At 48.6% G+C, this 12,281-nt stretch carries 15 protein-coding genes; 7 read left to right on the forward strand and 8 right to left on the reverse strand.

The window, feature by feature from the left end; all coding sequences use genetic code 11:
- Positions 1 to 119: 119 nt before the first annotated feature.
- The 3 genes from ACKRDP_RS09605 to ACKRDP_RS09615 are packed head-to-tail and all read left to right on the forward strand — an operon-like array spanning position 120 to position 2,823.
- The gene (locus tag ACKRDP_RS09605) at positions 120 to 845 is read left to right on the forward strand and encodes a 50S ribosomal protein L11 methyltransferase (protein ID WP_409154544.1); all 726 of its coding nucleotides are present in this window, start codon (positions 120 to 122) and stop codon (positions 843 to 845) included.
- Entirely contained in the window at positions 842 to 2,164 is a 1,323-nt protein-coding gene (locus ACKRDP_RS09610) for a M23 family metallopeptidase (protein WP_409154545.1), read from the forward strand. Before ACKRDP_RS09605 ends, ACKRDP_RS09610 begins: the two co-directional genes overlap by 4 nt.
- A complete protein-coding gene (locus ACKRDP_RS09615) occupies positions 2,161 to 2,823 on the forward strand; it encodes a lysophospholipid acyltransferase family protein (RefSeq protein WP_409154547.1) in 663 nt (220 codons plus the stop codon). The genes ACKRDP_RS09610 and ACKRDP_RS09615 overlap by 4 nt, the downstream gene beginning before the upstream one ends.
- Here the strand turns inward: ACKRDP_RS09615 and ACKRDP_RS09620 are convergent.
- The 5 genes from ACKRDP_RS09620 to ACKRDP_RS09640 are packed head-to-tail and all read right to left on the reverse strand — an operon-like array spanning position 2,738 to position 6,594.
- Positions 2,738 to 3,907, reverse strand: coding sequence for a cation:proton antiporter (locus ACKRDP_RS09620; RefSeq protein ID WP_409154549.1), 1,170 nt, complete (start codon positions 3,905 to 3,907; stop codon positions 2,738 to 2,740). The two genes, ACKRDP_RS09615 and ACKRDP_RS09620, sit on opposite strands and share 86 nt — an antisense overlap.
- A gap of 1 nt (position 3,908) precedes the next feature.
- Positions 3,909 to 4,394 (reverse strand): cation:proton antiporter regulatory subunit, encoded by a 486-nt coding sequence (locus ACKRDP_RS09625; protein ID WP_409154551.1) that lies wholly within the window; start codon positions 4,392 to 4,394, stop codon positions 3,909 to 3,911.
- A gap of 9 nt (positions 4,395 to 4,403) precedes the next feature.
- Positions 4,404 to 4,787 (reverse strand): heat shock protein transcriptional repressor HspR, encoded by a 384-nt coding sequence (locus ACKRDP_RS09630; protein WP_409154553.1) that lies wholly within the window; start codon positions 4,785 to 4,787, stop codon positions 4,404 to 4,406.
- Positions 4,784 to 5,923, reverse strand: coding sequence for a molecular chaperone DnaJ (gene dnaJ, locus ACKRDP_RS09635; protein WP_409154555.1), 1,140 nt, complete (start codon positions 5,921 to 5,923; stop codon positions 4,784 to 4,786). Before dnaJ ends, ACKRDP_RS09630 begins: the two co-directional genes overlap by 4 nt.
- 32 nt (positions 5,924 to 5,955) lie before the next feature.
- Positions 5,956 to 6,594, reverse strand: coding sequence for a class I SAM-dependent methyltransferase (locus ACKRDP_RS09640; protein ID WP_409154556.1), 639 nt, complete (start codon positions 6,592 to 6,594; stop codon positions 5,956 to 5,958).
- A 17-nt stretch (positions 6,595 to 6,611) separates the two neighbouring features.
- On the opposite strand from ACKRDP_RS09640, the gene gatA reads away from it, so the two are divergent.
- The 4 genes from gatA to hemC all read left to right on the forward strand — a co-directional run bounded on the left by gatA (position 6,612) and on the right by hemC (position 11,175).
- Positions 6,612 to 8,051 carry an Asp-tRNA(Asn)/Glu-tRNA(Gln) amidotransferase subunit GatA gene (gene gatA, locus ACKRDP_RS09645; protein ID WP_409154557.1) on the forward strand — a complete coding sequence of 480 codons (1,440 nt, stop codon included), beginning with the start codon at positions 6,612 to 6,614 and terminating at the stop codon, positions 8,049 to 8,051.
- 36 nt (positions 8,052 to 8,087) lie between these two features.
- Positions 8,088 to 8,255, forward strand: a complete 168-nt coding sequence (locus tag ACKRDP_RS09650; protein WP_409154567.1) for a nucleotidyltransferase domain-containing protein — start codon at positions 8,088 to 8,090, stop codon at positions 8,253 to 8,255.
- 215 nt (positions 8,256 to 8,470) lie between these two features.
- Positions 8,471 to 10,264 carry an aspartate--tRNA ligase gene (gene aspS, locus ACKRDP_RS09655; protein WP_409154559.1) on the forward strand — a complete coding sequence of 598 codons (1,794 nt, stop codon included), beginning with the start codon at positions 8,471 to 8,473 and terminating at the stop codon, positions 10,262 to 10,264.
- Positions 10,264 to 11,175 (forward strand): hydroxymethylbilane synthase, encoded by a 912-nt coding sequence (gene hemC, locus ACKRDP_RS09660; RefSeq protein WP_409154561.1) that lies wholly within the window; start codon positions 10,264 to 10,266, stop codon positions 11,173 to 11,175. Before aspS ends, hemC begins: the two co-directional genes overlap by 1 nt.
- Here hemC and ACKRDP_RS09665 read toward each other — a convergent pair.
- From ACKRDP_RS09665 to ACKRDP_RS09675, 3 genes are all read right to left on the reverse strand, one after another.
- Complete coding sequence (locus ACKRDP_RS09665) at positions 11,166 to 11,495, reverse strand: hypothetical protein (protein WP_409154562.1); 330 nt, start codon at positions 11,493 to 11,495, stop codon at positions 11,166 to 11,168. The genes hemC and ACKRDP_RS09665 overlap by 10 nt on opposite strands.
- A complete protein-coding gene (locus ACKRDP_RS09670; RefSeq protein ID WP_409154564.1) occupies positions 11,492 to 12,010 on the reverse strand; it encodes a Uma2 family endonuclease in 519 nt (172 codons plus the stop codon). The genes ACKRDP_RS09665 and ACKRDP_RS09670 overlap by 4 nt, the downstream gene beginning before the upstream one ends.
- On the reverse strand, positions 11,997 to 12,281 hold a 285-nt coding region (locus tag ACKRDP_RS09675), incomplete at its 5' end, for a Uma2 family endonuclease (RefSeq protein ID WP_409154565.1). The genes ACKRDP_RS09675 and ACKRDP_RS09670, both read right to left, overlap by 14 nt.

A 12,281-nucleotide genomic window follows, 5' to 3' on the forward strand; every position in this document is an offset into this window, starting at 1 on the left:
CATCTTAATCCTCCCTATGGGTTTTCCATGGGGAGCTTTTTTTTACCATAATTTCTTATAACTTGCAACTCGGGTTAATATAATTCCCCCAAGAGCTCCAATACTATAATTAAAAGCATATGAAGACACACACTAAGTATGTCTACAGGTTGCAGCCGGAGGACTTCTACCAGTTCCTTTTAGAATACGGGAAGGGCGTGGAGGTCCTTGCAGAGGGTGAATCCTTTGTGGAGTTTGCACTTTATGAACCCTATGAGGGTCTTGAGCCTGTAGAGGTTTTTGAGGTGGAAATAATACCGCCGGAGAGAGCCTTCAGGGCAAAAAGGATAGGGAACATAATGGTTCTTCCCTCTTGGCTAAAGCCTGTGGTGGTGAGGCAGGGGGCTGCCTTTGGCACTGGGCTTCATGCCACAACGCGCCTGTGTCTCCAGATGCTTCAGGAATACCTTCAACATGGCTGGTCTGTGCTGGACGTGGGAACTGGCACCGGTATACTGGCAATAGCCTCTAAGAGGCTCGGCGCTGGCAGGGTTCTTGCCATAGACACAGACCCGGTGGCTGTGGAAGAGTGCAGACACAACGCAGAGGAAAATTGCGTTGAAGTTAACTGCGTGCAGGCTGGACCGGCGGATGTAAAGGAGAAGTTTGATATGCTTGTGGCAAACCTTGAGCTGGAAATATTTAAGAGAGAGATTCCACATATTAATAACCTATACACAAAGGTGGGCATATTCTCCGGTCTCTTTGGAAAAGAGGAACTTGAGGCCTTTCTTGAGTTTCTGGGGCTAAAGCCTGCTAAAATAAAGAAGCTGGAAAACTGGTATTGCGTGGTGGTAAGGCCATGAGATACAGATACAGGCTGGAGGACAGAAGGGAGAGAAGGACTGGCCTTATAAGGCTAATAAGAAGGATTGCCCTTTTTGCCCTTCTTCTCATAATGTTTTACACTCTCTTTCTCTACACAGGGGGAAGACCGCAGATTTCTGAGGAAAGCCTCAAATCCCTTTCACTTATACCACTCCAGAAAACCTTCAGGCTTGAGGCAGACAGACCAGTAAGAGAGTTAAGGCTCTACGCAGAACAGGATGGTCATAGAAAAGAAATATACGCGGCAAAGCTCTCTGAGCCTTCAAGGGAGGTTAGCTTCACACTTGACGCAAAAAGGGCAGGGCTCAAAGATGGAAGTGCAAAGATTTTTCTGGAGGTTTCCTCAGGCTTCCTTCAGGGAAGGAGCTACAGGCTTGATGCCCTTGTGGATACGGTGCCACCAAGGTTCAGAGTGCTTTCTTACACATCCTCACCCCTTCTTGGAGGCACTGGTGCCATAAAGATAAAGGCAGAAGAAGAGGGCAGCGCCCATGTGAGCTTGGGAAACTTCCAGTATAGCCTTTATCCAGTGGGAGATGGCTATTACGTCGGGCTTTTCCCCCTCAGGATTGACCTTCCAGAGACAGGTAATCTCTCTGTAGTTTTTAAGGACAGGGCTGGGAATGCTGCCTTTCAGAATCTCAGCCTAAGAATAAGAGGAGCAATGTTTCGTGAGGACAGGATTAATCTTGACGATGGTTTTATAAACAGGGCAATTTATCCCCTTCTCGGGGAGGAGGGTAAGGGTCTTGAACCTCTTGAGGCCTTCAGAAAGGTGAACGAGGTGTGGAGGTCAAGGGATGTGGGAAAGCTTGCAGAGCTCGGAAAGAAGAGCGAACCGAGGGTTCTCTGGGAAGGTGCCTTCCTTCAGCTTCCTAACAGCAAGGTGTTCGCCACTTATGGAGATATAAGGCATTACTACTATCAGGGGCAGAAGGTGAGCGAGAGCAGACACATGGGTTTTGACTTTGCTTCTGTGGAGAGGGCACCTGTGCCGGCAAGCAATTCAGGTATTGTGGTTTTTACAGGCAATCTTGGCATATACGGAAACACGGTGGTCATAGACCACGGTATGGGGCTTATGAGCCTTTATGGACATCTTTCTGAAGTTCATGTGAGGGAAGGACAATATGTGAAGAAGGGAGAAGTGATAGGAAGGACAGGGGCTACGGGCCTTGCTCTGGGAGACCACCTTCACTTTGGAGTGCTTTTGCAGGGCTATGAAGTGAACCCCATTGAGTGGCTTGACAGCAGGTGGATACGCAATAGCATTATGTCAGTTTTGGACGCAAAATGAGAAAAAAGTTAAAGCACCGCCTTTCTGTCCTTCTGGCACCCCTTGTAGCCTTCCTCCTCAGGCTAATCCACAAGACCATACGCTGGGAAAGGAGGATAGACTACGAACTGTATAAAGGGAAGATAATAGCCCTTCTGCACGGCAATGCCCTGGGTGTGGCTATGCTAGGGATAGACAGGGGCATATACGCTCTGGTGAGCAGGTTCAGGGATGGAGATATTGCGGAAAGGTTTCTCCTCAGTCTTGGTTACAGGGTGGTGAGGGGCTCAAGCGAGGAAGGAAAGCCTCAAAAGGGTGGTAGTGTTGGTTTGTTGAGGCTGATAAAACTCCTCAGAGATGGTAACACGGTGGCTATAACCGTTGACGGACCAAAGGGTCCATACGGCAAGGCGAAGAGTGGTGTAATTCTCCTTGCCCGGAAGACTGGCGTGCCCATAATCCCTGTATATGTGGAGCTCAGCTGGCGTATAAGGCTAAACACATGGGACAGGCTCACCATACCACTTCCCTTCTCAAGGGCAAGGGTAAAAATTGGCAATCCCATATGGGTGCTTCCTGAGGACAGCACAGAGTCTAAGAGGGAGGAGCTGGAAGAGGTCCTTTCTTTTCTCTCTTTGGGAAAAGCCTCTGAGAAAGCCATGGAGCTAAAAGAAAGCTGAAACTGCCCACAAGGGCAGTAAAGAGAACAAGCAGAAAGGCGAGAGACTGAACGGGCTGATAGAAGCTGGCAAATATCACAGAAAACTCCCCCCTCTGAAGGAAGGAAAGAGCAGCCCTGACTGCCACCCTCTTACTGAGCCCATAGGAGATTGCTCCCCAGTATGTGGAAATTAGCTTGAAAAGTAGCGAGAAAGGGAGTAAAAGGGCAAGAAGCCACAGGTCAAAGTCAAGGCTTAGCTTTGCATGGAAGGTGAACATAAAGAAGAAAACTCCCACAGACAGGTCCTTCAGGTCAGAAAGGGATTTTTCTATTACATGAAAAACCCTGCTCTTTTCTGGAACAAGAACCCCCAGCATGAAGGCTATGAGAGCATCAGAAAGTCCAAACTTCAGGCTAAAGCCCGCAGACAGGAGCAGAAAACCAAGAACCATGAAGGGTATCAGATTCTCATCCACCTTTCTGTCCACAAGGTCAAAAAGCCTTTCAGAAGGACTTCTTATAAGATAGAAAAGGAAGAATAACATTAGCACCGCGAGGATTCCTCTTGAAAGGCTTATCACATCCGGGTCCCCACTCAGAGTAAAGCCAGTAAGCATGGAGAGCAGAACTATGCTCACCAGGTCCTCAAATATGAGAACACCAATAAGGAGCTCAGCTTCAGGGTTTACAAGCCTCTTGTAGTCCATGAGAAGTTTTGCAGTTATGGCGGTGCTGCTGGGATAGAGCACTGCACCCATAACCAGTGAGAAAAGAAAATCTTTGCTGAAAAGGTAGGAAAGGAAAAAGACGGGCAGAAAGTTGATAAGAAGGTCAAAAAGCCCTGGCCTGAGCACCCTTTTCATACCTGCCAGTCTCTCAAAGGAGTATTCAAGCCCTATGAAAAATAACAAGAGTATGACCGCAGAGTATTCAAATATAAGGAGCACCCCCTCCGCCCTGTGTGGTAGAAAAAACTTGCCCAGAAGCCCAGCAAGCATGAAAGATGCTATGTAGGGAACCCTTAACTTTGAGAGGAGAAAGGCGGAAAAAAACAGTAGCAGGAAAACTCCCCCTGCCAGCATAAAATCCTGTGGATTGTGCATCTTACGTGCTACACCTTCCGCAGAGTTCTAAAAGGTGGTTTATCTGAGGGCGGGTGCCCACCACGATGAGGATATCCCCAAGCTCTATCCTTTCCTTATAAGGGTCTGGGCTGGGTATGATTCTTCCCTTTCTGTCTATGGCTATGACTGATACACCCGTCGTTCTCCTTATCTGAAGCTCAGCTATGGTCTTGTTTACAAAGTTTGACCCGGTCTCTATCCTTACCCACTCCATCACCACCTCTTTTAGAATAAGCTCCATCTTGTCCGCCTTGATGGGTTGGTATAGGGCTCCTGCAAGCAGGAAACCCAGCTCCTTTGCCTCCTCTTCCGTAAGGTCAAAAACGCAGGCAGTTTCCTCCTCCTCCATCAGGTATATTTCCCTCTTGCCTGTGTTGTATATGACCAGCACGAGCTCCCTACCCTCTCTGAGGCTCATGGAATACTTCTTGCCTATGCCTGGAAGGTCTGTCTCCCTTATCTCCATAGAGTTATTTTACTGCTTCTTTATTGACTTGAGTATGTCTCTCCTCTCTGCCAGGACTATGGACTTTATGTTTTCATCCTTCTGGTAAAGCTCTGAAACTTCCCTCTGTATGAACTCTATGAGCTTCTGCACCTGTGTTTCAAGCTCTTCCATCTGCTCCTTCATGCGGAGGATTATGTCAATACCTGCGAGGTTTACTCCAAGGTCCCTGCTGAGTGTGAGAATGAACTCAAGCCTTTCTATGTCTTCTTCCGTGTAATACCTTGTCCTGCCCTTGCTCCTTGTGGGCTTTATGAGGCCTTCCCTTTCGTAAAGCCTGAGTGTCTGTGGATGTATGTTGAACATGCTGGCAACAACTCCTATGGTGTAGAGTCTGGTTTTTTCCTTCTTCATGCCTGCCTCTCCCTTATGCGTTCTGGCTCAGGTAGAAGTCTGTCAAGTTCTTCAAGGAGTTGTTTTATCTTCTTCCCATCGCCAAAAAGCTTGTCCATAAAACCCAGCTTTGGAACATCTATGTGAACCCTCACAAAGAGGTCTCCTCTACCCTCTGACATTAGCCTTGGCATTCCATAGCCTTCGACCCTGATGGTGTCTCCTTCCCTCACGCCTGCGGGAACTTTCACCCTGACTGTGTTACCCTCAAGGGTTGGCACATCAAGCTCTGCCCCAAGGACCGCCTCTGTGAGCTTTATGTTCACATCCACATAAAGGTTGTTACCCCTCCTCTCAAATACAGGATGGGGCTTTATCCTGACGGTTATGATGAGGTCCCCGGGTGGTCCTCCAAACATGCCTGCATTGCCCTTCCCTTCCGCAAGTATCTTGCTGCCAGTATCTACGCCCGGAGGAATCTTTACCTTCACTTCCTCTCTCTGGGGGAGGGTGCCCCTACCCCTGCACTTGGGGCAGGTCTCTCTTATTACACCCTCACCTCTGCAGGTGGGGCATGTCTGGGCTATGGTCATGAAAAACTGCCTCTGAACTACCTCACCCCTTCCACCACATGTGGGGCATACCTTCTCACCCTTGCTCCTGTCGTATCCGCTTCCTCCACAGGCATCACAGGCAACTTCCCTAACAAGTGGTATGCTCACCACAGTGCCTCTGTAAGCCTCTTCAAGGCTGAGGTCAACTGTATGGTATATGTCTTCACCCTTCGCAGGTCTTCTCTGCTCACGCCTTCTGCCCCTTGTGGCCCTTTCAAAGATGTCTTCAAAGCCAAAGCCCCTGAAGAGCTCCTCAAAGAGGTCGCCCACATTCTGGAAGACCACATCCTGGTATTGCTCAGCACCCTGTGCGGTAAAGGCAGAGTGTCCATACTGGTCGTAGAGCTTTCTCTTTTCCGGGTCTGATAGCACCTGATAGGCTTCGTTTATTTCCTTGAACTTTTCCTGAGCGTCGGGGTCTTTGTTAAAGTCTGGGTGATACTTTCTGGCAAGCCTGCGGTAGGCTTTCTTAATCTCCTCCTGCGTTGCGTTCCTTGGAACGCCCAGCACCTCGTAATAATCCCTCTTTGCTGACTGAGCCATGTTAAAAGATTTTAGTCAACTTTTGTCAAATTTCAAGGGGTAGCGGATATACAGAAAAAACCGCCCTTCTCATAAAGTCCATTCCTTATTTCCCTGCTTCTTACTGGCTTTGTGTCCTGTGGTTCTTCAAAAAGAGTGGTCAAAACTCCTGAGATTTTAAAGCCACTTCTTGAAAGCATATTTCTTATCTCCTCAAAGGAGTAGAACCTTGCCACAGAGTAAAGTGGATGCCCTTGCTCAGCCTTCTGCCTGTAAAAATCTGCCCATGGACTTTCAGAAAGCACAAGACCAAGAAGGAGTATGCCACTGTCTTTTAGCACTCGCCTCGCCTCCAGAAGAGCCTCAAGGGGCTTTTCAAAAAAGCACAGGGAAACCACTATAAGGACAGCGTGGAAAGTTCTGTCCCTGAAAGGCAGTTTCTCCGCACCCGCTCTGACCACCCTTACACCCCTCTCTTTTGCCTTCTTCAGAAGATTCAGAGAGGTATCAACACCATACTGAACTCCAAGAGCCTGTGCAAACCTACCACTGCCCACACCCACCTCAAGAGAGGGGCCATCTGAAAGAAAGAGCTTTTTAAGGCACTCCACCTCAAGGCTAAAGACAGAGCTTCCAAAAGGAAGGTCGTACCAGCTGTCATACCTTTCTGAATAAAGGTCAAATAGGTGCATATGATAAACTATAAATCATGCTGTGGAAAAAGTCTGTGGCTGAGCTTGTTTCCCTCATAAAGAGAAAAGAGATAAAGCCAGAAGAGCTCCTTCAGAGCTTCTACGAAAGGTTTTTGAAGACAGAGGAGAAAGTAAAAGCCTACATCACGCCTCTCTACGACCAGGCTCTGGAGGAGGCAAAGAGACTTGAAACAAGAGAAGATATGCCCCTTGCGGGCATCCCCATAGCCATAAAGGACAACATAAACATAAAAGGCTATCCCACCACCTGTGCCTCAAAGATACTTCAGGGCTATGTCTCCCCCTACGACGCAACAGTCATTGAGAGGCTAAGAAGAGCCGGAGCTCTCGTAGTAGGCAAGACCAACATGGACGAGTTTGCCATGGGTTCTTCTACCGAATACTCTGCCTATTTCCCCACAAAAAACCCCTGGGACCTTCAGAGGGTGCCTGGTGGTTCCTCCGGTGGTTCTGCGGTGGCGGTTGCGGTGGGCTCAGCTCCCCTTTCCCTTGGCTCGGACACAGGGGGTTCCATACGCCAGCCTGCCAGCTTCTGCGGGGTCATAGGTCTCAAGCCCACCTACGGCAGGGTTTCCAGATACGGGCTTGTTGCCTTTGCCTCTTCTCTTGACCAGATAGGACCCTTTGGAAGAAGAACCGAGGACATTGCCCTCATACTGCAGGTTATAGCAGGGTACGACCCCAGAGACTCCACCAGTGCAAAAAAACCAGTGCCCGACTATATGCAGGAGCTTGGAAAAGAGGTAAAGGGTCTGAGGGTTGGGGTGGTAAGGGAGTTTTTGCAGGATGGTCTGGAAGAAGGCGTCAGAAGTGCCTTTGAGAACTTCATAAAGGAGATGGAGAAAGAAGGCATGCATGTAGAAGAAGTCTCCCTGCCCCATGTGAGGTATGCCATTCCCTGCTACTACATAATCGCACCCTCGGAGGCTTCTTCCAACCTTGCACGCTACGACGGAGTAAGGTTCGGATATAGGGCAAGAGAGTATAAAGACCTTTTTGAGATGTATGCTAAAACCCGAGACGAGGGCTTTGGACCGGAGGTAAAGAGGAGGATACTCCTTGGCACCTTTGCCCTTTCTGCAGGCTATTACGATGCCTACTACCTCAAAGCCATGAAGGTTCGCAGGCTCATAGCTCAGGACTTTGAAAGAGCTTTTGAGAAGGTGGACATAATCGCCACCCCCACGAGCCCCACTGTTGCCTTCAGGTTTGGAGAGAAAACTTCAGACCCCATAGCCATGTATCTTTCTGACATCTTCACCGTGAGCGTAAACCTTGCAGGGCTTCCGGGTATATCGGTGCCTATAGGTTTGTCAGAGGGTCTGCCGGTGGGAGGACAGCTCATAGGGAAGGCTTTTGACGAGGCAACACTTCTGAGAGTCTCTTACTGGTGGGAAAGCCTTTACAGGCACTACGAGCTGGAGCCCGAACTGTGAAACTTCTCCTGAAGGGTATCAGACAGGTGCTTCAGGATTTTAAAAGAGACATTGAGAGAGCTTGGACTTCCTGTGAGTCTTTTTCTCCTTGGCTCTTATGCAAAGGGGCTTTCTGATGCCTACTCAGACCTTGACCTTGTAGTGCTTCCTCCCTTTAAAAAGGCCGAGGTTGAGGACAGGGTGCTGGAGGTGGCTTTCTCTTAATCAAGAGAGTAAGGACTTCCCTTTTCTGTGCTGTTATCTTCGAGGAAGAGCTTATGCAGGAAGAGAGAAGTCTGACCTTTGAAAGATTGACTGCGGAGGCGGTAGAGATTGAGTGAGAAGGAAACACTTCCAGTTCATGAAAGGCTCAGACTCGGTGACATGGAAAAGGCGTGGAGGTTCTATATTCAGAAAAACCTGCTGTAAAATACTTCTTTATGCTTAAACGCACCAGATACTGCGGGCACGTATCAGAGGAAGACCTAGGAAAGGAGATTATCCTCAACGGATGGGTTCACCGCATAAGAAACCATGGAGGCGTAATATTCATAGACCTTAGAGACAGAGAGGGCATAGTACAGTGCGTGGTGGAAGAAAAGACAAACCCGCAGGTGTACGAGCTTGCGGACAGTCTGAGGTCTGAGTATGTGGTGGCCATAAGGGGCATGGTAAGAAGGAGACCGCCGGGCACAGAAAACCCGAGGCTAAGGACGGGAAACTACGAGGTGGTGATTGAAGAACTGGAAATTCTCAACACCTCAGAAACCCTTCCTTTCCCCGTTGATGAGGAGACGCACCTGTCGGAAGAAACAAAGCTGAGATACAGGTATCTGGACCTCAGGCGTGAGAGCATGAAGGAAAACCTCCTTTTCAGGCACAGGGCATATCAGACGGTAAGAAAAGTCTTTGTGGAAGAGGGCTTTGTAGAGGTGGAAACGCCCTTCCTGACCAAGTCCACACCCGAAGGTGCAAGGGACTTTCTTGTGCCTTCAAGACTTCATCCGGGTAAGTTCTACGCTCTGCCCCAGTCTCCACAGCTTTTCAAACAGGTTCTGATGGTCGCCGGTTTTGACAGGTATTTTCAAATCGTAAAATGCCTGAGGGACGAAGACCTCAGGGCTGACCGCCAGCCTGAGTTTACTCAGATAGACTTTGAAATGTCCTTTGTGGAGGAAGGGGATGTTATGGCTTTCAGCGAAAGGCTCATAACGGAGCTTTTCAGGGAGCTTCTTGGGGTTGAGCTAAAAATGCCCTTTGACAGGATACCATACCAGGAAGTAATGGAACGCTATGGCTCGGACAAGCCAGACAGAAGGTTTGGTCTGGAGCTTGTAGACCTGACAGATATTTTCAAAAATACAGATTTTAAGGTCTTCCGTCAGGCTATAGAGGCAGGGGGTGTTGTAAAAGCGATAAACTTTAAAGGCTCTGACCTATCCAGAAAGGAGATTGATGAGCTTACCCAGTTTGTGCAGAGCCTTGGTGCAAAGGGGCTTGCATGGATAAAGGTTGAAGATGGAAGACTCAACTCTCCCATAGTAAAGTTTTTCTCAGAGGAAGAAACAGGCAAACTGCTTGAGAGAGTAGAGGCACGGCCCGGGGATGTGGTATTCTTCTCTGCAGACAAGAAGGATATGGTCTACAGAATACTGGGAAACCTCAGGCTACATCTGGGAAAGAAATACAACCTCATAGACCAGAGCAAGTTTGATATATTCTGGGTGGTGGACTTCCCCCTGATGGAATGGGACGAGGAGGAGAAGAGGTTTTTATCTCTGCATCACCCCTTTACCTCACCAAGGGAAGAAGACATACCCCTTCTTGAGAAGGCTCTGCAGGTGGAGGACCTTGAGGAGAAAAAGGGGCTTGTCCACTCGGTAAAGGCAAGGGCTTACGACCTTGTTATAAACGGCTATGAGGTGGGCGGAGGCTCCGTCAGGATACACAGAAGAGAGCTTCAGGAGCTGGTCTTCAGACTGCTTGAAATACCTGAAGTGGAGGCAAGAGAAAAGTTTGGCTTTCTTCTGGAGGCGCTTCGCTTTGGTGCTCCGCCCCACGGAGGGCTTGCCTTTGGGCTTGACAGGCTCATTGCCATAATGAGAGGACTGGACTCTATAAGGGATGTTATCGCCTTTCCCAAGACTCAGAAGGGCATATGCCCACTTACAGGCGCTCCAGACTATGTGGAGCCGAGGCAACTTAAGGAACTGCACATAAGGGTGATAGAGTAATGCATTTACGCATAGGCACACGAAAGAGCAAGCTTGCCCTCTGGCAGGCAAACTTTATAAGGCAAAAACTCCAGGAGAAAGGTCATACTGTTGAGCTGGTTCTTATAACCACCACCGGAGACAAAATTCTGGACGCACCTCTTGCAAAGGTTGGTGGAAAGGGACTTTTTGTCAAGGAAATAGAGGAGGCTCTCTTGAGAGGTGAGATAGACCTTGCGGTTCATTCCCTCAAAGATGTGCCCATGACGCTGCCAGAAGGTCTTACGCTTGGAGCCATAACTGAAAGAGAAAACCCCTTTGATGTGCTTATATCAAGGGAAGGGAAAACCCTTTTTGAGCTACCGGAGGGTGCAGTCCTTGGCACCTCATCCCTCCGGAGGCAGGTGCAGATAAAGAGAAAAAGACCCGACCTGAAAATAGAAATCTTGCGGGGTAATGTGGACACAAGGCTCAGAAAGCTAGAAGAAGGCATGTATGATGCCATAGTGCTTGCCTATGCAGGTGTAAAAAGGATGGGTCTGGAAGACAGAATAACCCAGATACTGGAGGACTTCATACCTGCGGTGGGTCAGGGAAGCCTTGCCATTGAGGTAAGGGAAAGCGACGTCGATGTTCTCAAAGCCATAGCCTTCCTTGACCACAAAGAGAGCAGGCTCAGGGCTGAGTGTGAGAGGGCTTTTCTGAGGGAGCTTCAGGGGGGCTGTCAGGTGCCCATAGGTGCATACGCATGGGTTGAAGGCGAAAAGCTCAGGCTAAGAGCCTTCATATCTGACCTTGAGGGAAGGCGTTTTCTGGAGGGTATGGAAGAAGGAAAACCTGAGGAGACTGAGCAGATAGGTATAAAACTTGCCAGAAAGCTCTTAGAAGAGGGGGGTGGAGATATACTCAGGGAAATCTACCTTCAGAGCTGACCTTCCAGTTCTTTTCTGTAAACTTTCCAGCGTGCGGGGCTCAGGCTTGAGGAACAGCCAAGAGATGAGAGGTCGTAAACCTTTACAGCCTGAGGACTTTCTGGGGTGCTTACAAAGAAAAAGGTCGTTCCCGCCGGTATATGTCTGCTTTCCTCTTTCCAGCCCTTTACCATGTTGACAAGCTCAAGCAGTTTCTTCTTAGCACCTTCCACATCAAGCTCTTCCCTTTTGCCGTTATCCTCGTAGACCCAGACACCATCTGTTATTCTTTCAACTATCTCTAAAATTCTCTCTTCAGAGGCTATGCCGTAAAATCTCACCTCAAGACCTCCTCAAAGTTTATCTGCACCTCACAGCTTCCAAAGCTAAACTTTCTGTCTTCCTTTTCTCTATACCTACCTTCCACAAGCTCAAAAACCTTTATAGTTCTTTCATCTGGATAAACCAGCACAAAGTATCTGACGCCTTCCCTTTCATAAAGCTCAAACTTGAGCCCTTCATCCATCTGCCTGCTGGAGGGTGAAACTATCTCTAAAACGAGTTCTGGTGGACTCTCAACTTTCTCTGGTATTTCTCCACACAACACCATCAAGTCTGGTCTTATTACTGTGTCATAAGATACATACCAGTCAAGCTCTGCGTAAACAAGGCAACTGGGGCATGAATCCTTGAGAACCTCTTCTATAAGAAGTGCAATAACAATGAGGATTCTTTGATTAATAGGCCTTGGCGAAGCCATGGCGTAGGGTGTGCCTTCCACCAGTTCCCAGTCTCCCTGCCAACTTTTCCAGTCTTCTACTGTATAGCGAACGGGATACTTCTCAGCCAGACCCACCGAAGACCTCCTTAAAATTTATCTCAACCTCACACCTGCCAAGGCTAAATCTCTTGTCCATCTTTTCTCTGTATTTACCCCCAGAAAGCTCAAAAACTTTAACCTCCTTCTCATCGGGATAAACCAACACAAAATACTTTACACCTTCCCTTTCGCAGAGCTCAAACTTGAGCCCTTCATCCATCTGCCTGCTAGAGGGTGAAACTATCTCCACAACCATTTCTGGAGGTCTTTCTACCCTTTCAGGAATCTCTCCGCACAGCACCATGAG

Origin of the sequence: Pampinifervens navoyensis, assembly GCF_046159715.1 — a bacterium.
Classification (GTDB): domain Bacteria; phylum Aquificota; class Aquificia; order Aquificales; family Aquificaceae; genus Pampinifervens.

Excerpts from the sequence above, each read along its gene's own strand:
- ACKRDP_RS09630 (WP_409154553.1), bottom strand. The coding sequence starts at position 4,787 with ATGAAGAAGGAAAAAACCAGACTCTACACCATAGGAGTTGTTGCCAGC.
- ACKRDP_RS09610 (WP_409154545.1), top strand. The coding sequence starts at position 842 with ATGAGATACAGATACAGGCTGGAGGACAGAAGGGAGAGAAGGACTGGC.
- ACKRDP_RS09620 (WP_409154549.1), bottom strand. The coding sequence starts at position 3,907 with ATGCACAATCCACAGGATTTTATGCTGGCAGGGGGAGTTTTCCTGCTA.
- ACKRDP_RS09605 (WP_409154544.1), top strand. The coding sequence starts at position 120 with ATGAAGACACACACTAAGTATGTCTACAGGTTGCAGCCGGAGGACTTC.
- dnaJ (WP_409154555.1), bottom strand. The coding sequence starts at position 5,923 with ATGGCTCAGTCAGCAAAGAGGGATTATTACGAGGTGCTGGGCGTTCCA.
- ACKRDP_RS09615 (WP_409154547.1), top strand. The coding sequence starts at position 2,161 with ATGAGAAAAAAGTTAAAGCACCGCCTTTCTGTCCTTCTGGCACCCCTT.
- gatA (WP_409154557.1), top strand. The coding sequence starts at position 6,612 with ATGCTGTGGAAAAAGTCTGTGGCTGAGCTTGTTTCCCTCATAAAGAGA.
- ACKRDP_RS09640 (WP_409154556.1), bottom strand. The coding sequence starts at position 6,594 with ATGCACCTATTTGACCTTTATTCAGAAAGGTATGACAGCTGGTACGAC.
- ACKRDP_RS09625 (WP_409154551.1), bottom strand. The coding sequence starts at position 4,394 with ATGGAGATAAGGGAGACAGACCTTCCAGGCATAGGCAAGAAGTATTCC.
- hemC (WP_409154561.1), top strand. The coding sequence starts at position 10,264 with ATGCATTTACGCATAGGCACACGAAAGAGCAAGCTTGCCCTCTGGCAG.
- aspS (WP_409154559.1), top strand. The coding sequence starts at position 8,471 with ATGCTTAAACGCACCAGATACTGCGGGCACGTATCAGAGGAAGACCTA.